Origin of the sequence: Thalassospira sp. B30-1 (assembly GCF_015767575.1) — a bacterium.
GTDB lineage: Bacteria > Pseudomonadota > Alphaproteobacteria > Rhodospirillales > Thalassospiraceae > Thalassospira > Thalassospira xiamenensis.
Genome location: NZ_CP065232.1, coordinates 3,413,591 through 3,439,291, shown reverse-complemented (window position 1 = coordinate 3,439,291; position 25,701 = coordinate 3,413,591). Strand labels below are relative to the sequence as shown.

The following is a 25,701-nucleotide window of genomic DNA, read 5'->3' as shown; positions in this document are numbered from 1 at the left end:
AGGCAAGATGACCAAATGGGTTTACGGCTTCGGTGGCGGTAGCGCCGAAGGACGTTCCGATATGCGCGAGCTTTTGGGCGGCAAAGGTGCCAACCTTGCCGAGATGAGCAATCTCGGCCTTCCGGTCCCGCCCGGCTTTACCATCACGACCGAAGTCTGCACGGCATTTTATGACAATGACCGTGCGTACCCGGATGGTCTTGAAGCCGAAGTCGAAAAGTCGCTTGCTGCTGTCGAAGCCCTGGTCGGGCGCAAATTTGGCGACCCCAAAGACCCGTTGCTGGTTTCGGTCCGTTCCGGCGCACGTGCTTCGATGCCGGGCATGATGGACACGGTTCTTAATCTCGGCCTGAATGACGAAACGGTTGAAGGTTTGGTGGCGGTCTCTGGTGACCGCCGTTTTGCGTATGACAGCTACCGTCGTTTCATTCAGATGTATGGCGATGTGGTCCTTGGCGTCGATCATTACCATTTCGAGGAAATCCTTGAAATCCACAAGGAAGACAAGGGCTATGTCCTTGATACCGATATGGATGCCGATGACTGGCAGGCGATTGTCCAGGGCTTCAAGAAAAAGGTCGATGCCGAACTCGGGCGTCCCTTCCCGCAGGACCCGCGCGAACAGCTTTGGGGTGCCATCGGTGCGGTTTTCGGAAGCTGGATGAATGCACGCGCCAATACATACCGTCGCCTGCACAACATCCCGGCAAGCTGGGGCACGGCTGTCAATGTTCAGGCCATGGTCTTTGGCAATATGGGCGATGATTGTGCCACCGGTGTCTGCTTCTCGCGCAATCCGTCGACCGGCGAAGACCGTTTCTATGGCGAATATCTGATCAATGCGCAGGGCGAGGACGTCGTGGCGGGTATTCGTACCCCGGCACCGCTGACCAAAATCGAACGCGAAGAGTCCGGTTCCGACCTTCTGTCGATGGAAGAAGCCATGCCCGGCGTCTTTGGCGAGCTTTGTGATATTCGTGACAGGCTTGAATCCCATTATCGCGACATGCAGGACATGGAATTCACCGTCGAGTCCGGCAAGCTTTACATGCTGCAGACCCGTGCGGGCAAACGCACAGCCAAGGCCGCCCTTCGCATCGCGGTCGAAATGTGTCAGGCCAATGTGATCACGCGCGAAGATGCCCTTCGCCGTGTTGATCCCGCACAGCTTGACCAGTTGCTGCACCCGACCCTTGATCCCGATGCGGAACGCAAGGTGATTGGCATGGGGCTTCCGGCATCGCCCGGTGCGGCATCCGGGCAGATTGTTTTCTCGGCCGAGGTCGCCGAGGACTGGGTGCATAACCGGGGCCGCAAGGTCATTCTGGTGCGCATAGAAACCAGCCCCGAGGACATTGCCGGCATGCATGCTGCCGAAGGCATTCTGACATCACGCGGCGGCATGACCAGCCACGCGGCGGTGGTGGCGCGCGGCATGGGGACGCCGTGCGTGTGCGGGGCCGGTCAGATCAAGATTGACTATACCAGCAAGACCATGACGTCGGGCGGCGTGACGCTCAACGAAGGCGATGTCATCACCCTTGACGGTGCGAAGGGCGAGGTGATGCTGGGCGAGGTCGCGACACTGAAACCCGACCTGTCGGGTGATTTTTCCCAATTGATGGAATGGGCGGATGGTGTGCGCCGTCTTAAGGTCCGCACCAACGCCGAAACACCTGATGACGCGGCAACCGCACGCGGTTTCGGGGCGGAGGGGATCGGCCTTTGCCGGACCGAACACATGTTCTTTGACCCGGCACGCATCATTTCCATGCGCGAAATGATCCTGGCGGACACGGAAAAGGGCCGTCGTGCGGCACTTGATAAACTTCTGCCCTATCAACGGCAGGACTTTATTGACCTGTTCCGGATCATGAAGGGCCTTCCGGTGACGATCCGTCTGCTGGACCCGCCATTGCATGAATTCCTGCCGCACGGTGACAACGAAATCGCCGAGGTCGCCAATGCCGCAGGTGTGGCAGAGGTCGTCGTGCGTCGCCGGTTGCTGGAACTGTCGGAAGCCAACCCGATGCTGGGGCATCGCGGCTGCCGTCTTGGCATCAGCTATCCCGAAATCTATGAAATGCAGGCACGTGCGATATTCGAAGCCGCGATCGAGGTTTCAAAGGATGGCGGCGATCCGGTGATACCGGAAATCATGATCCCGCTGATTGTTGGCAAGAAGGAACTTGAAATCCTCAAGGCCGTGATCATCAAGGTCGCAGGCGAAGTCGAAACCGAAAAATCGGCCAAGCTGGAATTCCTTGTCGGCACGATGATCGAATTGCCGCGGGCCGCCCTTCGGGCCGGTGAAATCGCCGAAGAAGCCGAATTTTTCAGCTTCGGAACCAACGATCTGACCCAGACGACCTTTGGTCTTTCGCGTGATGACGCATCCCGGTTCCTGGATACCTATATTTCCAAGGATATCTTTGCCGGTGATCCGTTCGTATCGCTGGATCAGGAAGGGGTGGGCGAGCTGGTCAGCATTGCGGCTGAACGTGGCCGTAAAACGCGTTCTGACATCAAGCTTGGCATTTGCGGCGAACATGGCGGCGATCCGGCATCCATCGCGTTTTGCGAGGCACAGGGGCTGGATTACGTCTCGTGCTCGCCCTATCGCGTGCCGATTGCGCGTTTGGCGGCCGCACAGGCTGCGCTCAAGAAATAAGGCTGCTGACGGGCAGCACTGATAAAGCAAACGGCGGCAGAATTTCTGCCGCCGTTTGTGTTTGATGAAGCGATGATTGGCGGATCAGGCCGCCGTTTCGGGCAACTTGACCCAGTCGGGAACCTTGACCGAAATTTTGGCATCCCCCGCCGTCAGATCGGTATCATCGCCGATCCGCTCCAGCCGGATCAGGGCAAGGCCTGCGTTGCCATGGATGCTGCGGATGGTGCCGGCTTCTTTGTCGCCATTCATGATCAGGCTGCCGATTTCCGGGGCTGGGCCGGTGATCGTGATCGGCAGCAAGCGTTTGCGCACCAGCCCGCGATATTTGGTACGCGCGGTCAGTTCCTGCCCCATATAGCAGCCCTTTTTGAAATCAACGCCGCCCAGTTCCTCGAACCCGTTTTCAAGCAGGATGGCGCGGTCAATTTCCATTTCCTCGCTGCCATTGGGCAGGCCCAGCAGCACGCGGTGCTGATGATAGGTGCTTTCATCGCTTTCGGTGGCACCGATGGCGGCCATCTGTACCAGTTCGTTTTTGGGCAGCAACACGCGCGCACCCATCGCACTCAGCCGCGGATCAACCGCCTTGATCCCGTCGGCAAACGGTGCGGTCGCACCGGTCGTATCGGGCAGGTCAAGTGCGGCAAGCGCACCATCGCCGAAGACGGCAACGACGTCATAGCTTTCGGTGACGTCGCTCAGTTCCGCCTTGGCGCGCAATTTATACATGCGCAGTTTTTTGAACAGCTCGGCCGCACGCGCACCATCTTCGCCGCGTTCGCACTCAATCAGAAGGCTGTCCTCGTCCTGCTGATAGACAAAGAAATCAAACAGGAATTTGCCCTGCGGCGTCAGAAGGGCGCCATAGCCGGAATGATCGGCGGTGATTTTTTCGATATTGTTCGACACCAGCCCCTGAAGGAAGCTGACGCGATCAGGCCCGCTGATCCGGATAACGGCCCGGTCAGGCAGGGGGGCGTATAAAGTCTCACTCATAATTCTTATGACTCCGGTTTATCGGAATTGTTGGCCGAAATGTGGGGCAATGGGGGGCATTTGGCAAGGGGTGGTTTGGCAAAGGCAAAAGCAACCTGCCACAAGAAAAGCCTTCATAAATTGCGCGGGAACCGATAGAACGCAATGTATGAAAATATTGATGCTTGATCGTTCCATCGGCTTTGATCCCAAGGATCGTGAAGCCCGCCCGCTGGGCGCGCGCCAACGCGGATTTATCGCGCTGGCCGAGGCCCTTGTTGCCCGTGGCCACAAGGTTGAAGCCCGCCGGAACGGTGGCATTGACCTTGATCATCATGGCGTTGCCTGGCGTCAGCTTGACAGTGCCATGCCGCCCTTTGGCGGGGATCCGGTGGATCGGGTTCTGGTATGGCGCGATGCGGAGCTGCTGCGTCATCCGTCCATTCCCGAAGGTAGCGATTGCTGGCTTTGGTTTGATGGCATGGTGTCCGATCTGAACGCGGATAAGGCACGTCTGGCATTGCTTGAAACCGGTGCGCAGGTGATTTTCACCCATGAAGATCATGGCAAGGCATTTGATGGCGATATCGCCAAATGCCCGATTGTGATTGCGCCGGGGGCGTGTCCGGCCTTTGCCATGGCATCAAACATGCACTGGGCGTTCGAGAGCCGCGAAAACCTTGCCGTGACGGTCGCCAACAGCAAAACCGGCATTGCCCAGATCATCCGCATCTGGTCGGCTTATGTCGCGCCCAAGGTGCCCGGTGCCATTCTGGAAATCTATGCTTCCGACCTGTTCTCGGCGATGGCGGGCGAAAATGACGATGTTTCCGAAGAACTCGTCGATATGGTGCGTGATAACATCGACAAGGGTGTCCGCGTTTGTCACCCGATGCCCGAGGCCGACATGGCCGAACGTATTGCAACCGCGCGTGCCTTCCTGCATCACGGCAAATACGGCAATGATCAGGTCGGCCAATGGATTTACGATGCGCTGGCCGCGGCAACACCGGTTGTGTCCTATGGCGGCATTGCCAAGGCGCGGGTTGAAAATGGCAAGACCGGCTATATCGTTCCCGATGAAACCGCCTATGGCAATCTGGTGATGCAGTTGCTGGCCGACCGGCAGATTTTTGCCAGCCAGTCCGAAGCGGCCCGCAACAGCCGCCGTGAATGGCTTAATGTCGCTGGCGAGCTGGAGAAACTTTAAACCGTGCGGTTACTGTTCATCACCTCGAACCGGCTGGGCGATGCCGTTCTTTCGACATCGGTGCTGCGCCACTATGTCGAAACCTATCCTGGCATCAAGGTAACGGTTGCCTGCGGCCCTGTCGCCGCCCCGATTTTTGAAGCGGTGCCGGGGCTTGAACGTCTCATCGAAATGCCAAAGCAGAAACGCGGTGGTCATTGGTGGAAGCTTTGGAAATCGGTCGCGTTTCGCTGGTGGGACATCATCGTCGATCTGCGCGGCAGTGCGACGGCTTATGTGTTGCCGGGCTGGAAGCGGGTGGTCCTGCCGGGAAATGACGATGAAATGCACCGGGTTGAACAGCTGGGCCAATTAATTGGTGTTGATCCCGCACCCGAGCCATTCGTCTGGACCGCGCCTGAGCATGAAAATCGTGCTTCGGAAATTCTTCCCGATGACGGGCGGCTGCTTCTGGTCGTTGGGCCAAGTGCCAACTGGATTGGCAAAACCTGGCGTCCCGAACGTTTTGCCGAGGCGATTGCCGAACTAAGAGCCGTTGGCGGGCCCCTTGAAGATGCCAATGTGTTGCTTGTCGGGGCCCCGAACGAACGGGCGGCATCCGAGCCGGTGATTGCGTCCATTCCAGAAAATAGACGGACCGAGATTTTTGGCACCGAACATCTTCTGACGGTCATGGCCTGTCTGCGTCGCGCCAGCCTGTATCTGGGAAATGATTCGGGGCTTATGCATATGGCGGCCGCGACAGGTAACCCGACCATAGGATTGTTTGGCCCATCGCGTGATGAACATTATCGTCCGTACTCAAAGTGGGGCCGGGCCGTTCGTACCGATTGGTCCTATGATAAAATCATTGAAAATCGTTCAAGCCCGTTATCCAAAGAAGTTTTGATGGATACCTTACCGGTCGAAAAGGTTGTCTCTGCGACCAGAGTGCTTCTGGAAGATTATCGGAAAGAGGAAAAGCAGAATGGCTGACAAAGTGCCGCGTCTTTCAGTTGTTATGTGTGCTCATAACGAGGAAGAGCGTCTTCCATCGTGTCTTGCGCATCTTGGCTTTGCCGATGAGATCATTGTTCTGTGCGATAAATGCACGGATCGCACGGAAGAAATCGCGCGCGAGTTTGGCGCAAAGACGATTGTTGGCAGTTGGGATATTGAAGGTGAACGACGCAACCGGGTGCTTCAGGAAGCAACCGGCGACTGGATTTTCGAAGTCGATGCTGACGAGCATGTGAACGAAGAACTCGGCAAATCGATCCGCAACGCCATCGTCGATACCGAGTTCGATTGCTTTGTAATTTCTGTCCACAATTATATTGGCGAACGACTGGTCCGGTATGGATGGGGGGCATCCTATGGAACCTCCGCTGTAAGACGTCTGTTTCGCGCGGGGCGAAAGACCTGGGGACTTCAGCGCGTCCACCCTTCTTTTGAATTGATCGGGCGTACCGGGCCGAGGCTTGATGGTGCTCTTTTGCATTATGTCGACAGGAATATTTCCGACATGATCAAAAGGCTCGATAGCTATACCACCGCCCGTGCCGCCGATTTGCGGGCAAGCGGCAACATAGGCAGTTTTGCAAACAATTTTCGCCGCATCTTTTCCCGGTTCTTCCGCTGCTTTGTTTCCCGCAAGGGTTACAAGGAAAAGGGAATGGGGTTTCTGATTGCTTTGTTTGCCGCATTGTTCCCGTTACTGTCCTACCTTAAAGCGCGTTACGATGACGAATAGGCTCGCGGCTTTATGTTAGGAGTCTCACGGTCGGGACAATCTTGTTTGGAATGAACGGGGAACAATTCGCATGCTAATGCATTTGCTTATCATGTGAATTTTGTTTCAACTGTTCCGGACCAGAAAGATGATCCGTACCGAGCATCTGACAATGATCGTGGTGTTGCTGTTTGCCGTTTCCATGGCGTGGCTTCAGGTGGCTGTGGGGGAACAGAGAACCCAGCTCAATCTTGTGCCGGTTCCTGCCTACAAATCCGGGTTTGAAATGTATGCCATCCGTTATGGGAATGCCGATAACGCATCTTGTGGCAGTCTGTGCGATGCATTTGATCTGGAAAAGGCCAGTTCAATAGGTGGCGCATATATGCAGGTAAGCCTTCCTCTGGATACGGCGCGTCGCTGATATCGCCAAGCCGACCTGACGCGTTGGTAATGCAGGGTTAATGTCTGGAGTATCCAATGGCCAAACCGACTGTCTGGGCGATTATTCCCAATTTGTTGCGCAGCCTGTTTCGACCGGATGTGCCACTGCGAAGCAAGTTCCTGTTGCTGGCCGGAATCATTTACCTCGTCAGTCCAATTGACCTGTTGCCCGATGTCATTGCCGGTATTGGCTGGATTGATGATCTTGTTATCGTGCCCCTGTTGGGATGGCTTTCATATAAAAGCCTGCCGCCATCCATAAAATCGGATATGGCATCCGACAATCTTGAGACGCCGACAAAGTCTCGTAAATGGTTGTATCTTCTGATTTTGATCCTGGCTCTGATTGGCATTGTTATGCTCACAGGGCCCGATGATAGCTTCCTGAAAACACCGTCTGCTGGTTAAGACACGACTTTTGCGCCTTTGACAGTCTTTGCCCCGCCCTTTTAAGCTTGGATGCAATTCCATCATGAAACGGGGATACGACCATGGCAGATACATTTCGTGGTTTGGTTCTGCGCCAGCAGGAAAAATCAGTTCAGGCCGATTTTCAAAATCTGACACTTGATGATCTGCCTGACGGCGATGTGCTGGTTCGGGTACGATGGTCGACCCTGAATTACAAGGACGGCATGATCCTGAACGGGCTTGGGCGCCTTGTCCGGCAATACCCGCATGTGCCCGGTGTCGATTTTGCGGGCGAAGTGATTTCATCGGATGATCCGCGTTATGCGCCCGGCGATCAGGTCATCCTGACCGGATGGCGGGTTGGCGAAGCCCATTGGGGCGGATATGCCGAGTATGCCCGCGTCAAAGCCGATTGGCTGGTGCCAATGCCAGATGGGCTTGATGGTGCGCACGCCATGGCCATCGGTACCGCGGGCTTTACATCCATGCTTGCCGTGATGGCCCTTGAAGAGCAGGGCGTATCACCCGATCAGGATGGCGAAATCCTCGTTACCGGGGCGGCGGGCGGTGTTGGTTCGGTCGCGGTAGGTCTTCTTTCCAATCTTGGTTATCGTGTTGCCGCCTCGACCGGGCGTGCTGACACGCATGACTATCTTCGAAGCCTTGGTGCGCATTCAATTCTGGATCGATCAGAGTTAAGCGAGGCAAGCAAGCCCTTGCTGAGCGAGCGTTGGCTGGGGGCTGTTGACAGTGTCGGCAGCACGACATTGGCGCATGTCTTATCGGAAATGAAGTATCATGGCGTGGTTGCTGCTTGTGGGTTGGCTGGCGGGCCGGATTTGCCTGCAACGGTTCTCCCGTTTTTGCTGCGCGGGGTCCGGTTGATCGGAATTGATTCCGTGATGTGCCCCTATGAAAAGCGCGTTACAGCCTGGAAACGTCTGACACAGGAATTACCCATGGATCAACTGGATGCTGTGACAACAAAGGTTGGACTTCGTGATATCCTGCCGTGGGGCGAAAAAATCCTCAAAGGGCAGGTTCGGGGGCGTTTGCTGATTGATGTGCAGGATTGCTAGCAGAGGCAAATATATGCAGAATCAGTCTGATCCGAGCTGCCAATCCTGAAATTCTGAAATGAATGGGCCGTGCCATATGACCGAAAACCGGTTTCGCATCCTTCTGGTCGAAGATAATCCCGGCGATGCGTTTCTTGTAAAAACATTGCTGGAGGAAACCGGTGAGCGGTTCGAAATCGAACATCGGTCCGATCTTGCTTCGGCCATGGCCCTGCTGAATGATCCATCACCTGATGGGCAGTTTGATGTTGTCCTGCTGGATTTGACGCTGCCCGATTCATCGGGGGTTGAGACCATCCGCCGAATTCGCGGTTGCGCGCATAGTGCACCGGTTGTTGTCCTGACCGGGCACAAGGACGAAGAACTTGCCTTTGAAGCCCTTCAGCACGGCGCAGAAGATTACCTGACCAAAGAATTCCCCGACGGCAGGACCATTCGCCGATCCATCCGTTATGCGATTGAACGGTCGCGTGCCGAGCAGGCTTTGAAGGAAAGCGAAGAACGGTATCGCAAGCTGGTGGAACTGGCACCGGAACTGATTTCGGTGCTGAGCGGTGAGGAAATTACCTATATCAACCAGCAGGGCGTTGCCATTCTGCATGGTAACGACAGTTCCGAACTGGTCGGGCGCAGCTTTATGGAGATGGTCCATCCCGACAGCCGCGAAATCATGAGCGAATATATTGCCCGTTACGCTGGCGGTTATACGGGCCGGGCGGATTTTGTCATCATCTGCCGACGGGGCGACGGCGAAAATCTCGAACTTGAAGTGTCCGCCATCGCCTTCACCCACGAAGGCGCGCCAGCCATGCTGATGCTGGCCGAGGATGTGACGGAAAAGCGCAAAATCGAACGGCAACTGGTTCAGACTTCCAAGCTGGCGACCCTTGGCGAGATGGCCGCATCCGTCGCCCATGAAATGAACCAGCCGCTTAATGTCATTCGGATGGCGGCTGATACCTGCGCGCTTCAATATGAACTTGAAAAGGTTCAACCCTCGTTTCAGAGAGAGCGACTGTCCCTGATCAGCGGGCAAACCCAGCGCATGGCCGAAATTATTCGACATTTGCAGATATACAGTCGGCCGGACGAGGACGATTTCGAGCTTTTCGACCCGATGCGGGCGGTCACCCGTGCGGTGGACATGATCGAGCATGATTGCCGTTTGGCGGGGATCGTGGTGGATGTCGTTCCATCGGCACAAAGTTGCCAGGTGCTTGGGCGACAGGTCCAGCTTGAACAGGTTCTGGTCAATATGTTGACCAATGCACGCGATGCGATTACGGAAAACGGCGATGATACCGGCGGGATTGGCGGGCTCATTCGATTAACAGCCATGCTTGATCCCGATCAGGAAGTGCTTCGAATTGCGATTAATGACAATGGCGGCGGCATTCCCGAGGACGCCATTGGTCTTATTTTCCATCCGTTCTTTACGACCAAGGATGTCGGAAAGGGAACGGGGCTTGGCCTTTCGGTAAGCTATGGCATCGTCGAGGGAATGGGCGGGCATATTGATGTTCGCAATGAAGGAGACGGTGCCTGTTTCGAGATTGTTCTGCCTGCGACGCATATCGGCGAAACGCAGGGGGATGAAAATGATCCGTCTGATGATGCCCCGTTATTGCCTCAGCAGGAAAAAGTTCCGGAGGCAAGGTCGCGCGATTTGCGGATCATGGTTGTCGATGATGAAATCGATGCGATGGAGATCATCGCAGCCTATCTCGAAGCGCAGGGATTCTCGGTTTCGGCGGCAAGCGACGGCGAAGATGCGCTTGCTCTGGCCGGTGTTGTGCAGCCCGACATTCTGATCACCGATATCCGGATGCCACAGATGGATGGCAATAGTCTGGTTCGGGAACTGCGTTCACGCAATCCCGCCTTGCCGGTGATCGTTATGACCGGTCATCCGGGGGATGCCGACAGGCCGACAGAGGATGGGGATGATGCGCCGGTCATGGTGATGGCAAAGCCGCTTGATTTAAAAGAGCTTCTGGCAACCCTTGATGAAATTTCCGAAGTCGTTGCGGGCTGAAATACAAAAAACCCGGCCAAGGGGCCGGGTTTTGAAAGCTTCGGCTTGATGCGGGAAAATCAGGCTTCCCAGCCAAGCTGCATGGCTATTTTAACCGCCTGTGTACGGTTCGCGGCACCAAGCTTTTTGAAAATACCGGTCAGGTGAACCTTCACCGTGATTTCGCGGACCGTAAGCTGTTTGGCGATTTCCTTGTTGGACAGACCTTTGGTCAGCAGGGCCAGAACTTCACGTTCCCGATTGGTCAGTTGACGCAGGGGATTGTCAGGAGCAAGCCCATCCAGATCAATTTCACCCGGACGCGTGTTGCTGCCATCATCTTCCAGAAGTGCCGACGGAATGTATTTTTCCCCTGACATGATCAGGCGGAGCGCATTGATCAGCGACTTGCCAGACAGGGTTTTGGGCAAATAGCCCGACGCACCATGTTCAAGTGCATTGAGCACATCGCTGCGTTTGACCGATCCCGACAAAATGACGACCGGAATTTCCGGATGTTTCTGCCGCATTACGGTCAGGCCCGAAAGCCCGTTCATGCCCGGCATGTTGAGATCTAGGATCGTCAGTTCGACCGGCGTATCGCCATCGACGATGGAAAGTGCTTCGGCAAAGTCTTTTGCCTGGGCAATTTCGACTTCTGGCGCCGCCGTTTTCAGAAAGGATGTGATCCCGTCTCTAACGAGGTCATGGTCGTCCGCTAGCAGGATGTTCATGTTATTGTGCCGTACCCGTTTTTAGCCGTCTCCCGCAAAAGGCGGTACCGGTATCGCGTCCCGCACCCAAACATACGGAAACACGCAAAGTTGTCATCTTCCAAATTTCGCGTCCCCCCGGACGCGAGCGCAGCATTAAATAATTCTGATGTCCTGTCAAACTGCAGGATGGATTTCAGGGGGCGGAATTATCCGTGAGGATAGTATTTGTTTAAGGATGATAAAAATATTGTCGCATATTGCATAGTGAAACTGACCGGATTCTAAGGTGTCTGGATTCTTTAATCAGGCATAAATCGAAAAAATGTCGTTCGCGTCGTTCTGCGGTTGTCCGTAACCCGGGATCGATTTTGGCTGATCGCCACCAATCGTTGCACGTTGCAGGCTTGCCTGTCGGAATGCCGCCATATCCGCGCCTGATGGTGCGTTGGGAGCAAGCGCTGCATTCTGAAGGGTCGCAAGCGCGCGTTCCTTATCTTCTGCGCTACCCGAAAGGCTGACGCCGACATCAACATGTCCACCAATGGCATATGCCTTTCCGTCTGGTCCGATCTGGTATTCATATTGCGGGGCAGAGCCATAAGGCCCTGCCGCGGCAGCATGCGCTTTTTCTTCCTGCTTTACGGCAGAATCGCGGGCTTGCAATCGCGATATGTCAGCTTTTTCCGTCGCACTCAGCTCACCAGAAGTTTTTGCGCCGGAATTATTACTGTCCGCCTTGTTGTCGCTTGCTTCAAGGGCTTCGCGATACTCGCTTCGGCTGGGGCCATTGGCAACGGCCTGTGCTTCGGTCAGCGTTCTGGGGTCTACAATACGGGTGCGAAGTCCGTTGCCTGCTTCGCCTCCAATACCATAAGGTCCTTGCGACAGCCCTGACTTCTCGCCAGACTTAACTTCTATCGCTTCGTATTCGGCCAAAACACTGCCATCAGCGGTTTGCGCAATCTGCCTGACATTCAGGACGATGCCCAATCCACCACCAGCGGGGTTCGTTATGGTTTGACCGGTCGTAATCATCGGATCGAAATGGTTTTCCGTGGCGATACAAAATCGATACGTAAGGATAGCAGGAAAATTCGCAGGAGTCTCGCCCGGTGTCTATACCTTTGGTGCCTTGCATAAAGCATGCTGTCTTGCGTGCCAAAGTATAGGCTGTTACAGGAAAGTCTGGATTTTGGATGCCCCCAATTCTTGGGCAATAGCCTTTCAAGACAGGAAAACTGATCGTGATGTCCGACTTTGTCATTCCCGCAAATGAAACGGTTCTGGTTACCGGGGCTGCCGGTTTTATCGGATCGCATCTTTGCCAGAAGCTGCTGGATCAGGGCAGCACCGTAATCGGGCTTGATAACGTCAACGATTATTATGACGTCACGCTGAAAGAAGCCCGGCTTGCACGGCTTGAAGGGCGGGACGGCTTTAAATTTGTCCGCATGAATCTGGAAGATCGCGATGGTATTGCTGATCTGTTCGCAACCGAAAAGCCGACCTATGTCGTCAACCTTGCGGCCCAGGCTGGCGTTCGCTATTCGCTTGAAAACCCGCATGCCTATATTGATGCCAACCTTGTCGGTTTTACCAATATCCTTGAAGGCTGCCGCCATAACGGTGTGAAGCATCTGGTCTATGCCTCAAGCAGTTCGGTTTATGGCATGAATACCGAAATGCCATTTTCGGTGCATCACAATGTCGATCACCCGATCAGTCTTTATGCCGCATCGAAAAAAGCCAACGAACTGATGGCGCATACCTACAGCCATCTTTACCGCTTGCCGACCACGGGCCTTCGTTTCTTTACGGTGTATGGTCCTTGGGGTCGGCCTGATATGGCGTTGTTCCTGTTTACCAAGGCCATTCTGGAAGGACGACCGATTGACGTCTTTAACGAAGGAAAAATGCGCCGTGACTTCACCTATATCGACGATATCGTCGAAGGTGTTCATCGCTGCATTTCAACCGTTGCTGCCCCTAATCCCGACTGGAACCCGGCCAAACCGGACCCGGCAACCAGTTCGGCACCCTATCGCGTGTTCAATATCGGCAACAACAGCCCGGTCGAACTGATGCACATGATCGAAACGCTCGAAAAGGCACTGGGCAAGACGGCTGATAAAAACATGCTGCCGATGCAGGCCGGCGATGTTCCGGCGACCTATGCCGATGTCGATGCCCTGACCGATGCCGTCGGTTTCAAGCCGGAAACCTCGATTGAAACCGGGATTGGCCGCTTTGTCGAATGGTTCCGATTCTTTTACGAGTAACCTGAATTGAAATTTGCTGCAATTTTTGTTCTTTTTGCCAATGCCTTTTCTGCGGGCATGATGTTTCTCATCAGCTTGCTTATTTCTCGCTATGGTGGAAAGGAGATATTTGGCTTTTTCAGTGTCATACTTGGATTGATTGTTGCCGCAACACCTGTTGCGACATTTGGTATGGATGCTGCCATTGTAAGGTTTTTGCCAGTATATCGGAGTGAGGGGAGGGGAAGCCTTGTAAGTAGAATACAGCGCTTTGTTTTGTTTTTCTCTGGTTCAATTTCACTTTTGGGTGGGCTCGGGCTGGCAGTTTTACTCGTCAACTTTAGAGGATACGATTGGGGAATCGGGATTTCTACAGGAGTATGCCTGCCGCTTTCAGTTGTTTTAGTCGTCTCCCAAGGAATCATTCGAGCGAATGAAAATGTTTCTATCGCTGTGATGCCAGAGGCAATTGTTCGGCCTTTGATTTTTTCTATTTGTATATCAGTTTTTCTCTTTGCCCGCATGGAGACGTTAAGCCTCATTTCTATTGTTTTTTCTTATGCGATTGCTCTAATTTTTTCTAATTTTTTTGCTTTCATTGTCATCATTAAGAAGAGGTATGTTGATTGGAATTTTGAATCCAGAATTGGATTTAAAGATATTCGACTGTGGTTGAATGTTGGTGCGAGCGTTGTCTTCTCAAATATTTCGATATCTTTAATTAATCAATCACCCGTAATTGTAGCTGGGATTATTTTATCTGCATTTGATGCGGGAGAGATTGGTGCAGTTAGTAGGTTGGCAATGCTCGTGTCATTTGCTCTAACCGCTGTAAATTCAATAATTACACCTTTTTTATCTCGCGCGATAATTGTTGGCGATAAAATGGAAGTTCAGTCAATTGTTACAAGGGCGATGGCTTTTTCTATATTTATTGCGGTTCCAGTTTGTATTGTTTTCTATTTATTCTCACCTTTTCTTCTTTCTGCATTCGGAGCGGATTATCTTAAAGCGGTTCCCTTTTTGCGAATAATGCTCTGTGCATATGTTGTTCATGTTGCTGCTGGTCCTAGTATTTCTCTTCTGAATATATCCGGTCTCCATAAGGTAACTTCACGAATTATGATGCTTTGGACTTGCCTTGTCTTATGTGGATTATTGATTTCTATGACTGTGTATGGAATCTCTGGGGGCGTTTTGGTCGCTGCCATTTCTACAGCAGGTTACCCTCTTCTGCTTGCCGTTATTTGCTATAAAGCTCTGGGTATTGATACGACGATTTTTTCTTTACGCTTTTTGCTTCAGAGATAACGTGTCTTTATATCACTCGAACGTGCTTTATAAGTGATATAGTTTGAAGCTGGCGTTGGCCGATTATCGGGTCGGACCTGATACTTTATGAGTAAAAGTTTCCGAAGTAATCAGCTGAAATGTTCCTGTTCCATCAGGCCAAGAAGATAGCTATGCATCTCGGTGATGTTGCTCTGCTGTTGGCGATAGCGTTCTTCTGCTGCCGCAAGCTGTGACCGTGCCTCTTGCAGGCTGGCCTGATATGACTGGTCCACATCGTGATCAGGATACCAGCGTTCTGAAAATTCACGTCGTGTTGGCGCATTCTGGTCGTCATAGCGCGAAACATCGATGCTGGAATAATCGCGCGATATGGCATCGGCGATATAATCAACACGCGCCTGACCTCTCAAACCCAGCTTGTCTGCCTGATCGCTATATGTCCGCAGATGGCTGCCTCTATCGTGCGTCACCATTCCCCCGTTTTCATACAGATATCCCAGAATCTGATCGCCATTGGAAAATACGGCCCGGACGTCCGATTGACTGTCCGGATGATTTTTTTCCAGATAATCAACATGCCTTTGCGCACCTTCGCGGAATATGTCGACAGAGTCACGAATCCCCGGAATGATGGTTTTCTGACCTTCAAGCCATTTGTCGAAATCCGGTATCATGGCTTCATATTGATCCGCCGAAATTTCCTGCGCAATGCCACCGTCTTCGGTCTGGATGGTTTTGGGCGTATATCCATCCTCGCGCATGGCGGCGATGCGTTCGCGCATCGGGGCATAGGCTTTCTCGTAATATTGTTCGAGATAAGGGCGCATTTCCGGATCGGAATACATTTCCTCGCTAAAGGTCGGATGCGACCCGTTTGAAGATTGCGTCGAAGACGCATAGGCAGCATTTGCGGAGCTGGCACTATATGTGTTTGTCAGGATGGTCATGATGCGTTCCCCATGCAATTGAGGAAACAATCCAAGCAATTAATATGCCGGGATTTACACGCAAAAGTTGCCGTTTGGAGCGGAGGATTTGACCAGTGGCTATGCAAAAGAGTGCCGCCCACATCAAAGGGATAGGCAGAAATTGCATCTTGGGCGGAAAAAAAACACCATTGCACAGTCGGGTTGTGCGTCTGTCAGGGCAGGTCGTAAATGTCTGGAAAATGGTGCTGCTGGGGAGATTTGAACTCCCGGCCTCTCCCTTACCAAGGGAGTGCTCTACCCCTGAGCTACAGCAGCCCTTAAAAGGCTGATCGTCGGGCAATGGTGCTGCTGGGGAGATTTGAACTCCCGGCCTCTCCCTTACCAAGGGAGTGCTCTACCCCTGAGCTACAGCAGCATCGAGCCCTTGCGGTGCGGGCGGGTTATAGGCCACTGGCTGGCAATTGGTCAAGCCCGAATTATGCGAAGATTTTTGATCTTGCGCGGATGGTGCAATTTTGTTGGTCAAGGCTGCATTCTGCCTCGGAATATTCTATAAAAGCCGGACCTTTGGAACCAGAAACGTATTGGCAAGATGACAGAACAGCAAAGCAAGCAATATCCCGCGACCAACGAAGAGCGCAAAAAACGTGAAGCCGAAGCCCTGCGTGCCAATCTGGCGCGCCGAAAACAGCAGCAACGTTCGCGCAAAGCCGTGGAACAGGATACCGATGCCAACGATCAGGGCAGCGGTTCGGACGGTTCGGGCAAGGATTAGTCCGCTTCCCACCGGTTTCGGAGCTCCATTTCAAGAAAAATACCAAATTGGCCCCGTCGCCCGCATCACCCGGTTGATCTTGCATGCCCCGCACGGGTAAAACCAATGGCACAATGCCAATTTGCACAACAGGGGTGGCGATATGTCGGTAAGACCGGATCACTGGATACGCCAGATGGCGCAGGAAAAAGGCATGATCGAACCGTTTGTCGACGGTTTCAAGCGCGATGGTGTCATTTCCTATGGGGTCAGTTCCTATGGCTATGACGCCCGGGTTGCCGACGAATTCAAGATTTTCACCAATGTCGACTCGGCCATTGTCGATCCCAAGGAATTTTCCGACGCAGGGTTTGTCAATCGTCAGACCGATGTCTGTGTGATCCCGCCCAACAGTTTCGCCCTGGCGCGTACGGTCGAATATTTCCGTATCCCGCGCGATACGCTGGTGATCTGCCTTGGCAAGTCGACCTATGCGCGGTGCGGCATCATCGTCAATGTCACCCCGCTGGAACCGGAATGGGAAGGGCACGTCACCCTTGAATTTTCCAATACCACGCCACTTCCGGCCCGCATTTACGCCAACGAAGGGGCCTGCCAGTTCATTTTCCTGAAAGCCGAAAGCGAATGCGATACCTCCTATGCGGATCGCGCAGGAAAATATATGGGCCAAAAAGGTGTCACGCTGCCACGCCTGTGATAAAGGCAATGCCATAAAGGCGGCATCGCCAAAGACACGAGTAACCGCCATGTCGCAATCGGCATGGGCATACGAGGATTGAATGGACAAGATCAAGATTTCCGGCGGTCGCCGCTTGCAGGGCAAAATTGCAATTGGCGGTGCCAAGAATGCGGCCCTTCCGCTGATGGCAGCAGCCCTTCTGACCGATGAGACGCTGACCCTTTCCAACCTGCCGCATCTGGCCGATATCACATCGATGGCCAACCTGTTGGGGCAGCATGGTGTCGCGTTGCATCTGAACGGCCATGCGCCCAATGGCGGCCATACCGGTCGGGTTCTGGAAATGACGGCCAAGGAAATCGCATCGACAACCGCACCCTATGATCTGGTCCGCAAAATGCGGGCATCGGTTCTGGTGCTGGGGCCGCTGGTGGCGCGGTGTGGTGTGGCACGTGTGTCGCTGCCCGGTGGCTGTGCGATTGGTAACCGTCCGGTTGACCTGCATCTGAAGGCGCTTGAGGCGATGGGTGCTGAAATCCACCTGACCGAGGGCTATATCGAAGCCCGCGCCCCAGAAGGGCTCAAGGGCGGGCATATCCTGTTCCCGCAGGTATCGGTTGGTGCGACCGAAAACGCCCTGATGGCGGCGTCCCTTGCCGATGGTGTGGTCACAATCGCCAATGCGGCCCGCGAACCCGAAGTCACCGATCTGGCCCATTGCCTTGTCGCGATGGGGGCCGAAATTGAAGGCATCGGGACCGATACGCTCAAGGTCACCGGCAAGCCGCGCCTGCATGGTGCGGAACATTCCGTCGTGCCGGACCGCATTGAAACCGGTACCTATGCCATTGCCGCCGCCATTACCGGCGGCGAGATCGAGCTGGTCGGAACAAAGGCCGAACTGATCGAAAGCCTGATCGTGTCGATGCGCAAGGCCGGTGTCGAGATCGAGGAAACCAAAGACGGCATGATCGTGCGCGGCAATCGCGCCGCCCTTAAGGGGGTTGATGTCATGACCGAACCCTATCCCGGCTTCCCGACCGACATGCAGGCGCAATTCATGGCCCTGATGGCAGTCGCCAATGGCGCATCCATGATCACCGAAACGATTTTTGAAAACCGTTTCATGCATGTCCCGGAACTGAGCCGCATGGGCGCTGATGTCAACGTGCATGGCCGGTCCGCCATCGTGCGCGGCAGTGCCAAACTGTCGGGGGCCGAAGTCATGGCGACCGATCTGCGCGCATCGGTATCGATGGTACTTGCAGGCTTGGCAGCCGAGGGCGAGACGATTATTAACCGTGTCTATCATCTGGACCGCGGTTATGAGCGGCTGGAAGAAAAACTTGGCGCCTGCGGGGCGCAGATCGAACGTGTCCGTGTTCCTGCATAATTACCCTGCATAATGACATGGGCTATCGGCCAGCAGGCCGGGACAGACAGATAAACGCGTAAGGCGACTGATTGATGAGTGACGAAAAGCTGGTGCTGGCCCTGCCAAAGGGGCGCATTCTAGACGAGGTAATGCCGCTGGTGCGCGCAGCCGGGATCGAACCGGAAGCCGCATTTGACGATCCGAAATCCCGGGCCCTGCGTTTCGCCACCAATCATCCGCATATCGATATCATCCGTGTGCGCAGCTTTGACGTTGCAACATTTGTTGCCTTTGGGGCGGCCCATATCGGTGTCTGCGGCAATGACGTCCTGATGGAATTCGATTATTCCGAAATTTATGCCCCGCTTGATCTCGATATCGGGCATTGCCGCCTTGCCGTGGCCGAACCCGAAGAAATGATTGATGGCGATGATCCGTCGCGCTGGTCGCATGTCCGTGTTGCCACCAAATATCCCAACGTCACCCGCAATCATTTTGCCGCGCGCGGGGTACAGGCCGAATGCATCAAGCTGAACGGGGCGATGGAACTGGCACCAACCCTTGGCCTGTGCCGTCGTATCGTTGACCTTGTGTCGACCGGCAACACGCTTAAGGCCAACGGCCTTCGCGAAATTGAACATATTGCCGATGTCACCTCGCGCCTGATCGTCAACCGGGCCGCACTTAAAACCCGCCCGACCGATGTTCAGCCCTGGATTGACCGTTTCTCCGAGGTGCGCAATGCCGATTAAACTTTCGATCACCGATGCCGATTTCGAAGAAGGCTTTGTCAAACTGCTTGGCATGAAGCGGGAATCGGATGCCGATGTTGATGCTGCGGTTGCCGATATCATTGCCGATGTCCGCGCACGCGGAGACGAAGCGGTGTGTGATTACACCAACAAGTTCGACCGCCTGAATATTGATGCGGCTGGCATGGTTGTGACAAAGGACGAAGTCGATGCCGCCGTTGGCGCAATCGATGCTGATCTCCTGAAATCGCTGAAACTGGCCGCTGAACGCATTCGTTCCTACCATGATCGGCAAATGCCTTCTGACGAACGTTATACCGATGCAACCGGGGTCGAACTCGGTTGGCGCTGGCGTCCGGTATCGGCTGCCGGGCTTTATGTGCCCGGTGGGCTGGCATCCTATCCGTCTTCGGTGCTGATGAACGCCATTCCGGCCAAGGTTGCCGGTGTGGAACGTCTGGTGATGGTCGTACCCACCCCTGACAATAAAATGAACCCGCTGGTTCTGGCCGCCGCATGGATTGCCGGTGTTGACGAAATTTACCGGATTGGCGGGGCACAGGCGATTGCAGCATTGGCCTATGGGACGCAAACCATCAAGCCGGTCGACAAGATCGTTGGTCCGGGCAATGCCTTTGTCGCGGCCGCAAAGCGTCGTGTTTTCGGGCAGGTCGGGATTGACATGATCGCCGGTCCGTCGGAAATCCTTGTGGTTGCCGATGGCAGCAATGATCCAAGCTGGGTCGCGGCTGATCTGCTGTCGCAGGCCGAACATGATCCGGTCGCACAGTCGATCCTGATTACCGATGATGCGGCTTTTGCCGATCGTGTTCAGGACGCCATTGATGCGCATCTTGAAAAACTGCCGCGTGCGGAAATCGCCGGGGCAAGCTGGCGCGACTTTGGTGCAATTGTCTTGGTCGAAAATCTGACGCAGGCTCCGGCCTTGGTTGATCGGATCGCACCGGAACATCTTGAACTGGCTGTGGATGACCCGGACGCGCTTGCCGAAGACATTCATCATGCCGGTGCCATTTTCCTGGGCCGTTACACGCCCGAGGCGATTGGCGATTATGTTGCCGGGCCAAACCATGTTCTGCCAACCGCCCGTTCGGCGCGTTTCTCGTCGGGTCTGGGTGTGCTTGATTTCATCAAGCGGTCGTCATTGATCAAATGCACGCCCGAAAGTCTGGCCAAAATCGGCCCGGCGGCGATTGCACTGGCCGAAAGCGAAGGTTTGCAGGCACACGGACTTTCTGTGGCGATCCGGTCCAACCGCATGTAAGCTGTTGCAGTGCAGCGCCGAGGGATCGCAGGGAGACTAAGATGGCAGAAATTGCAGACAACCAATGCATTGCCGGTATCTATCTCGACGAGAAATACAAGGTGCGTCGCCGCCCCGAGGTCGAGCACGAGCAGGCGGTGGCCATCTATGACCTTCTCGAAGATAACCATTTCGTGCCCAAGGGCGGCTTCGAAGGTCCGTATTCGGTTCACATGCGCATCGAGGATAACCGCATCTATATGGATGTGCGCGGCGATGACGATACCGAAAACCTGACCACCATTGTCGTGCCGTTAACCCCGTTCCGCCGGATCGTGAAGGATTACTTCATGATCTGCGAAAGCTATTACGACGCGATCAAAAAGGCGAGTGCCGCACAGATCGAAACCATCGATATGGCGCGCCGCGGCCTGCATAACGAAGGATCCGAACAGCTTCGTGAACTGCTGTCGGAAAAGGTGACGATTGATGAAAACACCGCGCGTCGCCTGTTTACCCTGATCTGCGTCCTTCATATCCGGGGTTAGGGCACGGTGGCAGAAGAACTCCCCGGTTCGGTTCTTTTTGCCTGTAGCTTCAATGCTGTAAGATCCGTGATGGCGGCTGCGCTTATGCGTCACTATCACGGAACGAAGGTGTATGTTGAATGCTGCGGCTTGCGTGCCGGTGATCTTGATGGTTTTGCCGTCGCGGTCATGGAAGAAATCGGGCTGGATATCTCGACCTATAAATCCAAGACATTTGACGAACTTGAAGACGGGTTCTTTGACCTGATCATCACCCTGTCACCAGAAGCCCAGCACAGGGCGGTCGAAATGACCCGCACCATGGCCTGTGATGTCGAATTCTGGAATACCTTCGACGCCACGATTGTCGAAGGTTCACGCGAAATCCGCCTTGAAGCCTATCGACAGGTCCGCGACCAGATCAAAAAACGCATCCTTGAACGCTTCCCGGTCGGTCCCGCCCCCAAGGTTTAAACACACGGCCCGTACGGGCCGTCAATCAGCGCGTCAAACGCATCCCCGTCCAGCACGTATATTCTTTCATCATGGGCATGCCGCATGCCGATACGGGCATAAAACCGCTGCCCGATGACGTTTTCGGCATCGACCGACAGGCGGATATAATGCTGGCCACGTGTTCGGGCCCGTTCGGCAACCTTTGCAATCAGATGACGGGCAAAACCGCCCCCGCGATATTCCGGGGCGACAAACAGGTCCTGAATGTAAATCCCGGCCTTGCCACGAAATGTCGAATAGCTCGGAAAATAAAGGCAAAGTGCGACCGGTGTATCCCCGTCATGCGCAATCAGGGCCTCGAACGCCGGGTTGGGGCCAAACCCATCACGCGCCAGATCTTCCGCTGTGCTTTTGAATTTATCCTCGCACCCGGTGGCACGGGCAATTTCAAACAGCATGGCATGGATATCGTCAACATCCTGTGCGGTGGCGGGCCGGATTTGGGGCGGGTTGACGGGATGGGGATGATTGGCGGTCATGGTCAGGGTCCTTGATGGGGGCCTTGGAACCATAAAGGGGATTGGTCGTGGGAAACAACATGATTTCCCGGTGCAGGTTTATGCCATCACGCAGGGCATGATTGAAATGCAGTGCTGGGCCGCTTTGTGCCTTGCGTGAAAGGGCTTGACCTTTTTGCGCGTTCGGAGCAGTTTGCGGGCCACCGGTAATTGGTATTGCAATACGAAAGCTAGGAGTCTCATGGCTAAAGAAGACGTTATCGAGTTTCAGGGCACTGTTGTCGAACTTCTGCCCAATGCGATGTTTCGCGTGAAGCTGGACAATGATCACGAAATTCTTGCTCATACCTCGGGCAAGATGCGCAAGAACCGCATTCGTGTTCTTGCTGGTGACCGCGTCAGCGTCGAAATGACGCCTTATGACCTGACCAAGGGTCGTATTACCTTCCGTTTCAAGTAATCCGGAACCTGTAATACCGCAAAAATTGACGTTGCCGGGCGCGCAGTTTAGGTTTGCGCGCAAGGTTGCGTTTTGCTGTGTCTACAACCCTTCTGGTTTGGCTTTGGATGTCTGTGGGGAGCCGCGACTTGTCGAAACTGATTTTGGCCTCTGCATCGCCGCGGCGTCTTGAGCTGCTGGCACAGATCGGAATTGTGCCAGATCAGGTTATCCCTGCTGATATCGACGAAACTCCGCATGATGATGAAAGTCCGCGTCGGCTTGCCTTGCGCCTGGCCGAGGAAAAGGCACGTGCGATTGCCGCCGACCATGCGGGATGTTTTGTTCTTGCCGCCGACACGGTTGTGGCCTGTGGCCGTCGCGCCTTGGGCAAGGCGACCGATACGAACGAGGCCCGCAAATTCCTCTCGCTGCTTTCCGGTCGACGTCACCGTGTTTATGGTGGTCTTTGCGTGGTTGCACCCGATGGTACGACCCGCGCGCGCGTGATCGAAACACAGGTGATTTTCCGCCGCCTTGGCGATGACGATCTTGCGCGCTATCTGGCCCATGACGAGTGGCAGGGCAAGGCAGGCGCTTATGCCATTCAGGGATATGCCGCAACGTTTGTTAAAAGCATCACCGGGTCCTATTCCAATGTCGTTGGCCTGTCGCTGTGCGAGGCTGACGGTATGCTGCGCGGTCTTGGTTTCAAACAGGGGATGTGATCATGGTGGCTGGCGGAACAGAAACAGACCGCCTGCTGATTGATGCCGTCGCATGCGAACGGCGCATTGCCCTGATCCGCAATGACCGGCTGGCGCGTTTATGGATTGATCGTGGTGGCCCGGCGCGCTTTGACATTCATCTGGGCCGTGTTTCGAAAATTCTTCCTGAAATGGCTGCGGCCATGGTGGTTCTTGATGGCGTTGCCGATGGTCTGCTGCCGTTTGATCGCATTGACGGCCCGCTTCATGAAGGCCAATGGGTCATCGTGCAGATTTCCCGCCTCGGGTTCGAGGATAAAGGCCCGAAACTGACCGGCCGCATCGCGATAGAGGGGCTGGGCATGATCCTGCGCCCGAACGAGCATCCCACCGACGCAAAGCGCGGCGGTCTGGTGGAACTCCCCCGCAAGCTCAAGGACGAAAACCGGCGTGCGGTGCTCATGACCCTGTTCAAGGGGCTGATCGCCCGCGAAGAGGGCATCACGCTGCGCAGTCTGGCAATCGATTGGGATGACGGCGCATTGGCAGGCGAACTTGGACAGCTTCGGGCTGTGTGGAAACGCGCCCAGGCGGCCCTTGCATCACCGGCAAAGCCGGTTGTGGTTTTCAAGGCATTGTCGGATGCCGATCAGCTGATCGAACGCCACGTGATGGCGGGCGGCGAATGCATTGTTGATGGTTCGGACGAATTTGTGCGTTTGCGTGGATTGTTGCGCGCACGTGGTTTGGATGATGCGCACCTGATCCGTCATGACGGCACGCGCCTGCTGTTTGATGATCAGGATATCGAAGACGATATCGCAACCGCCCTGCAACCGCGTGTGCCGCTTCCGGGCGGTGGCTGGATCGCCATCGAACAGACGACCGCACTTTGTGCGATTGATGTCAATGCAGGCGGATCGGATTCCGACAATGATCAGGCAAGGCGGGCAGAGCAGGTCAACTTGCGCGCAGCACCCGAAATTGTCCGCCAATTGCAGTTGCGCAATATTGGCGGTCTGGTGGTGATTGATCCGCTTCGCATGGCGGGCAAGGCATCGCGCGACCGGTTCGAAGCCGCCCTTCGTGATGCCTTTGGCCCGGAAATGAGCGGTGCGGTCCAGTTTGGCGGTTTTACCCGGCTGGGCCTGTTTGAATTGACCCGGCAGCGCGGCGGCATTGCCCTTGGTGAACTGATGCAAGGCAGGCTGCCTGATCCGATGCCGACGCGAACGGCAGCATTGAACTTTGTGCTGCGTTCCGTGATTCGCGATATGCGCAGCGGGCAGGGCGGGCGATACAGGCTTTATCTGTCAAAGGACCTTGTCGCGGACCTTGTGCCGGGAAGCCACGGGCAACAAATTCTTGAACGTGCGATGGGGATGGCGCCGGAACTGGCCGCCGACGAAAGCCTTTCGCGCGCTGACTACAGGCTGGAGAAACTCTGATATGGTTGAAAAAAACACAGTTAAAACAGCAGGCTCGGGCTGTGCCATGTGCGGCAAGCCGGTGGTGGAAAAATACAGGCCGTTCTGCTCGAAACGCTGCGCTGATCTCGACCTCGGCAAATGGCTCAATGAAAGCTATGCCGTCCCCGCGACCGAACCGCCAGAGTATCTTGAAGACCTTGAAGATGAAGAAGATTTTCGCGCATAAAAAAAATGCGATTTGAGGCTGGACAAGCCCCGAAGGAGTTTGTATAACCCCGCTCGTTCCGCAGGGAACGCTCCGGAAACGGAGACGCTTAAAGAATGCCCGGGTAGCTCAGTTGGTAGAGCAGTGGACTGAAAATCCGCGTGTCGGTGGTTCGAATCCGCCCCCGGGCACCATCTTTAGGTAGCCCAAAATGACCCGGCCATTGGCCGGGTTTTTTTGTGCGCGAACGAAAGTCGCGTTTCATTTTTTTGATATCCCCCATCTTGAAGAAGTCCAAACATTCTAAAGCAGCGCGTGGCTTTTTGCATAGTTTGGCGCTCTATTTTGCATAGTGCCTAATCCAAAAAGGAGCGGTCTGGCGCTGCGTTGCGAAACCAGTTTCGCAATGTCCTGAATCTCGTGTGTCGATCCGATCTCCGGCATGTCAGACACCACCTTCGGCACTTCCCCAGTGTTTCGCAGGACCATCGCTTCATGCGCGTCACTGATGAACCCCGAACAAACCTCGGGCCTCCAGCAACCTCGCCGACGGACCACCTACAGACGGTCCACGGGCTCGTTGCCCACTTCGATCATCTTCCGGTCACGGTGCCAACCTGCCACCCCGACATCCAGACAAACTTCGGGCCTTCGCCATTCCTGCCAACCGACGGCTCTCGGGCTTCTGGCCCGCTCTGATCACTCTCGGCCCTGATGGCATTTCCGGCAACCGGTTCGGCCCGGACACACTTCGGGCGTCGGTCATTTTCGCCAAAGACGGACTTAGGGCGCACGGCCCCACCTGTCCACCATCGGCGGGCCAAAGCCCACTGCTGCCATTGCTGCCGCCTCCGGCAAAT

The 25,701-nt window shown here is 54.9% G+C and carries 27 protein-coding genes and 3 tRNA genes; 22 read left to right on the top strand and 8 right to left on the bottom strand.

From position 1 onward, the window contains the following. Positions 1-7 precede the first annotated feature (7 nt). On the top strand, positions 8-2,671 hold the full coding sequence (ppdK, locus tag IT971_RS16245) for a pyruvate, phosphate dikinase (RefSeq protein ID WP_063092621.1): 2,664 nt from the start codon (positions 8-10) through the stop codon (positions 2,669-2,671). 84 nt (positions 2,672-2,755) lie between these two features. On the opposite strand, the gene IT971_RS16240 is transcribed toward ppdK, so the two are convergent. Further along, positions 2,756-3,670, bottom strand: coding sequence for a folate-binding protein YgfZ (locus tag IT971_RS16240; RefSeq protein ID WP_063092622.1), 915 nt, complete (start codon positions 3,668-3,670; stop codon positions 2,756-2,758). A gap of 148 nt (positions 3,671-3,818) precedes the next feature. Here IT971_RS16240 and IT971_RS16235 point away from each other — a divergent pair, with 148 nt between their 5' ends. From IT971_RS16235 to IT971_RS16205, 7 genes are all read left to right on the top strand, one after another. Continuing rightward, a complete protein-coding gene (locus IT971_RS16235; protein WP_063092623.1) occupies positions 3,819-4,859 on the top strand; it encodes a glycosyltransferase in 1,041 nt (346 codons plus the stop codon). 3 nt (positions 4,860-4,862) lie between these two features. Continuing rightward, positions 4,863-5,834, top strand: a complete 972-nt coding sequence (locus IT971_RS16230) for a glycosyltransferase family 9 protein (RefSeq protein ID WP_063092624.1) — start codon at positions 4,863-4,865, stop codon at positions 5,832-5,834. Beyond that, complete coding sequence (locus IT971_RS16225; protein ID WP_063092625.1) at positions 5,827-6,591, top strand: glycosyltransferase family 2 protein; 765 nt, start codon at positions 5,827-5,829, stop codon at positions 6,589-6,591. The genes IT971_RS16230 and IT971_RS16225 overlap by 8 nt, the downstream gene beginning before the upstream one ends. Before the next feature lie 127 nt (positions 6,592-6,718). Further along, positions 6,719-6,994 (top strand): hypothetical protein, encoded by a 276-nt coding sequence (locus tag IT971_RS16220; protein ID WP_063092626.1) that lies wholly within the window; start codon positions 6,719-6,721, stop codon positions 6,992-6,994. A 56-nt stretch (positions 6,995-7,050) separates the two neighbouring features. Further along, entirely contained in the window at positions 7,051-7,422 is a 372-nt protein-coding gene (locus tag IT971_RS16215; protein WP_063092627.1) for a YkvA family protein, read from the top strand. An 83-nt stretch (positions 7,423-7,505) separates the two neighbouring features. Beyond that, a complete protein-coding gene (locus tag IT971_RS16210; RefSeq protein ID WP_063092628.1) occupies positions 7,506-8,504 on the top strand; it encodes an MDR family oxidoreductase in 999 nt (332 codons plus the stop codon). 76 nt (positions 8,505-8,580) lie between these two features. Then, positions 8,581-10,539, top strand: a complete 1,959-nt coding sequence (locus tag IT971_RS16205) for a response regulator (RefSeq protein WP_223305203.1) — start codon at positions 8,581-8,583, stop codon at positions 10,537-10,539. A 59-nt stretch (positions 10,540-10,598) separates the two neighbouring features. Here the strand turns inward: IT971_RS16205 and IT971_RS16200 are convergent, their stop codons facing one another. Next, complete coding sequence (locus tag IT971_RS16200; protein ID WP_007092070.1) at positions 10,599-11,252, bottom strand: response regulator transcription factor; 654 nt, start codon at positions 11,250-11,252, stop codon at positions 10,599-10,601. Positions 11,253-11,537: 285 nt separating this feature from the next. Beyond that, on the bottom strand, positions 11,538-12,269 hold the full coding sequence (locus tag IT971_RS16195) for a putative metalloprotease CJM1_0395 family protein (protein ID WP_063092630.1): 732 nt from the start codon (positions 12,267-12,269) through the stop codon (positions 11,538-11,540). 212 nt (positions 12,270-12,481) lie between these two features. On the opposite strand from IT971_RS16195, the gene IT971_RS16190 reads away from it, so the two are divergent. Further along, a complete protein-coding gene (locus IT971_RS16190; RefSeq protein WP_063092631.1) occupies positions 12,482-13,513 on the top strand; it encodes an NAD-dependent epimerase in 1,032 nt (343 codons plus the stop codon). Positions 13,514-13,519: 6 nt separating this feature from the next. After that, positions 13,520-14,803, top strand: coding sequence for an oligosaccharide flippase family protein (locus IT971_RS16185; RefSeq protein ID WP_063092632.1), 1,284 nt, complete (start codon positions 13,520-13,522; stop codon positions 14,801-14,803). 110 nt (positions 14,804-14,913) lie between these two features. On the opposite strand, the gene IT971_RS16180 is transcribed toward IT971_RS16185, so the two are convergent. The 3 genes from IT971_RS16180 to IT971_RS16170 form a co-directional block, all read right to left on the bottom strand. Beyond that, complete coding sequence (locus IT971_RS16180) at positions 14,914-15,732, bottom strand: hypothetical protein (RefSeq protein ID WP_063092633.1); 819 nt, start codon at positions 15,730-15,732, stop codon at positions 14,914-14,916. A 222-nt stretch (positions 15,733-15,954) separates the two neighbouring features. Next, positions 15,955-16,029 (bottom strand) — tRNA-Thr (locus tag IT971_RS16175). A 25-nt stretch (positions 16,030-16,054) separates the two neighbouring features. Beyond that, positions 16,055-16,129, bottom strand: a tRNA-Thr gene (locus IT971_RS16170). 177 nt (positions 16,130-16,306) lie between these two features. Here IT971_RS16170 and IT971_RS16165 point away from each other — a divergent pair. The 7 genes from IT971_RS16165 (at position 16,307) to IT971_RS16135 (ending at position 21,560) form a co-directional block, all read left to right on the top strand. After that, positions 16,307-16,489 carry a hypothetical protein gene (locus tag IT971_RS16165; protein ID WP_063092634.1) on the top strand — a complete coding sequence of 61 codons (183 nt, stop codon included), beginning with the start codon at positions 16,307-16,309 and terminating at the stop codon, positions 16,487-16,489. 142 nt (positions 16,490-16,631) lie between these two features. Further along, entirely contained in the window at positions 16,632-17,186 is a 555-nt protein-coding gene (dcd, locus tag IT971_RS16160) for a dCTP deaminase (RefSeq protein WP_037989813.1), read from the top strand. A gap of 82 nt (positions 17,187-17,268) precedes the next feature. Continuing rightward, a complete protein-coding gene (gene murA, locus IT971_RS16155; RefSeq protein WP_063092635.1) occupies positions 17,269-18,561 on the top strand; it encodes a UDP-N-acetylglucosamine 1-carboxyvinyltransferase in 1,293 nt (430 codons plus the stop codon). A 74-nt stretch (positions 18,562-18,635) separates the two neighbouring features. Next, positions 18,636-19,295, top strand: coding sequence for an ATP phosphoribosyltransferase (gene hisG / locus IT971_RS16150; protein ID WP_007092064.1), 660 nt, complete (start codon positions 18,636-18,638; stop codon positions 19,293-19,295). After that, the gene (gene hisD / locus IT971_RS16145; RefSeq protein WP_063092636.1) at positions 19,285-20,580 is read left to right on the top strand and encodes a histidinol dehydrogenase; all 1,296 of its coding nucleotides are present in this window, start codon (positions 19,285-19,287) and stop codon (positions 20,578-20,580) included. Before hisG ends, hisD begins: the two co-directional genes overlap by 11 nt. 50 nt (positions 20,581-20,630) lie before the next feature. Beyond that, positions 20,631-21,107: a UPF0262 family protein gene (locus IT971_RS16140; protein ID WP_110252823.1), complete on the top strand. Its 477-nt coding sequence runs from the start codon at positions 20,631-20,633 to the stop codon at positions 21,105-21,107. A 6-nt stretch (positions 21,108-21,113) separates the two neighbouring features. After that, complete coding sequence (locus tag IT971_RS16135) at positions 21,114-21,560, top strand: arsenate reductase ArsC (RefSeq protein WP_007092061.1); 447 nt, start codon at positions 21,114-21,116, stop codon at positions 21,558-21,560. Here IT971_RS16135 and IT971_RS16130 read toward each other — a convergent pair. Beyond that, entirely contained in the window at positions 21,557-22,081 is a 525-nt protein-coding gene (locus tag IT971_RS16130; RefSeq protein WP_063092637.1) for a GNAT family N-acetyltransferase, read from the bottom strand. The two genes, IT971_RS16135 and IT971_RS16130, sit on opposite strands and share 4 nt — an antisense overlap. A 220-nt stretch (positions 22,082-22,301) precedes the next feature. On the opposite strand from IT971_RS16130, the gene infA reads away from it, so the two are divergent. The 5 genes from infA (at position 22,302) to IT971_RS16105 (ending at position 25,035) form a co-directional block, all read left to right on the top strand. Beyond that, on the top strand, positions 22,302-22,520 hold the full coding sequence (gene infA / locus IT971_RS16125; protein ID WP_007092059.1) for a translation initiation factor IF-1: 219 nt from the start codon (positions 22,302-22,304) through the stop codon (positions 22,518-22,520). Between the two features lie 128 nt (positions 22,521-22,648). Further along, on the top strand, positions 22,649-23,227 hold the full coding sequence (locus IT971_RS16120; protein ID WP_037989898.1) for a nucleoside triphosphate pyrophosphatase: 579 nt from the start codon (positions 22,649-22,651) through the stop codon (positions 23,225-23,227). A gap of 2 nt (positions 23,228-23,229) precedes the next feature. Continuing rightward, positions 23,230-24,654: a ribonuclease E/G gene (locus tag IT971_RS16115; RefSeq protein WP_063092638.1), complete on the top strand. Its 1,425-nt coding sequence runs from the start codon at positions 23,230-23,232 to the stop codon at positions 24,652-24,654. A gap of 1 nt (position 24,655) precedes the next feature. Continuing rightward, positions 24,656-24,862, top strand: coding sequence for a DNA gyrase inhibitor YacG (locus IT971_RS16110; protein ID WP_007092056.1), 207 nt, complete (start codon positions 24,656-24,658; stop codon positions 24,860-24,862). A gap of 97 nt (positions 24,863-24,959) precedes the next feature. Then, positions 24,960-25,035: transfer RNA gene (locus tag IT971_RS16105), tRNA-Phe, on the top strand. A gap of 399 nt (positions 25,036-25,434) precedes the next feature. Here the strand turns inward: IT971_RS16105 and IT971_RS16100 are convergent. Further along, positions 25,435-25,635, bottom strand: coding sequence for a hypothetical protein (locus tag IT971_RS16100; protein ID WP_139190042.1), 201 nt, complete (start codon positions 25,633-25,635; stop codon positions 25,435-25,437). Positions 25,636-25,701: the final 66 nt, after the last annotated feature.

Coding starts and splice junctions, on each gene's coding strand:
- ppdK (WP_063092621.1), top strand. CDS start 8: ATGACCAAATGGGTTTACGGCTTCGGTGGCGGTAGCGCCGAAGGACGT.
- IT971_RS16240 (WP_063092622.1), bottom strand. CDS start 3,670: ATGAGTGAGACTTTATACGCCCCCCTGCCTGACCGGGCCGTTATCCGG.
- IT971_RS16235 (WP_063092623.1), top strand. CDS start 3,819: ATGAAAATATTGATGCTTGATCGTTCCATCGGCTTTGATCCCAAGGAT.
- IT971_RS16225 (WP_063092625.1), top strand. CDS start 5,827: ATGGCTGACAAAGTGCCGCGTCTTTCAGTTGTTATGTGTGCTCATAAC.
- IT971_RS16220 (WP_063092626.1), top strand. CDS start 6,719: ATGATCCGTACCGAGCATCTGACAATGATCGTGGTGTTGCTGTTTGCC.
- IT971_RS16215 (WP_063092627.1), top strand. CDS start 7,051: ATGGCCAAACCGACTGTCTGGGCGATTATTCCCAATTTGTTGCGCAGC.
- IT971_RS16210 (WP_063092628.1), top strand. CDS start 7,506: ATGGCAGATACATTTCGTGGTTTGGTTCTGCGCCAGCAGGAAAAATCA.
- IT971_RS16205 (WP_223305203.1), top strand. CDS start 8,581: ATGACCGAAAACCGGTTTCGCATCCTTCTGGTCGAAGATAATCCCGGC.
- IT971_RS16200 (WP_007092070.1), bottom strand. CDS start 11,252: ATGAACATCCTGCTAGCGGACGACCATGACCTCGTTAGAGACGGGATC.
- IT971_RS16195 (WP_063092630.1), bottom strand. CDS start 12,269: ATGATTACGACCGGTCAAACCATAACGAACCCCGCTGGTGGTGGATTG.
- IT971_RS16190 (WP_063092631.1), top strand. CDS start 12,482: ATGTCCGACTTTGTCATTCCCGCAAATGAAACGGTTCTGGTTACCGGG.
- IT971_RS16180 (WP_063092633.1), bottom strand. CDS start 15,732: ATGACCATCCTGACAAACACATATAGTGCCAGCTCCGCAAATGCTGCC.
- IT971_RS16165 (WP_063092634.1), top strand. CDS start 16,307: ATGACAGAACAGCAAAGCAAGCAATATCCCGCGACCAACGAAGAGCGC.
- dcd (WP_037989813.1), top strand. CDS start 16,632: ATGTCGGTAAGACCGGATCACTGGATACGCCAGATGGCGCAGGAAAAA.
- murA (WP_063092635.1), top strand. CDS start 17,269: ATGGACAAGATCAAGATTTCCGGCGGTCGCCGCTTGCAGGGCAAAATT.
- hisG (WP_007092064.1), top strand. CDS start 18,636: ATGAGTGACGAAAAGCTGGTGCTGGCCCTGCCAAAGGGGCGCATTCTA.
- hisD (WP_063092636.1), top strand. CDS start 19,285: ATGCCGATTAAACTTTCGATCACCGATGCCGATTTCGAAGAAGGCTTT.
- IT971_RS16130 (WP_063092637.1), bottom strand. CDS start 22,081: ATGACCGCCAATCATCCCCATCCCGTCAACCCGCCCCAAATCCGGCCC.
- infA (WP_007092059.1), top strand. CDS start 22,302: ATGGCTAAAGAAGACGTTATCGAGTTTCAGGGCACTGTTGTCGAACTT.
- IT971_RS16115 (WP_063092638.1), top strand. CDS start 23,230: ATGGTGGCTGGCGGAACAGAAACAGACCGCCTGCTGATTGATGCCGTC.
- IT971_RS16110 (WP_007092056.1), top strand. CDS start 24,656: ATGGTTGAAAAAAACACAGTTAAAACAGCAGGCTCGGGCTGTGCCATG.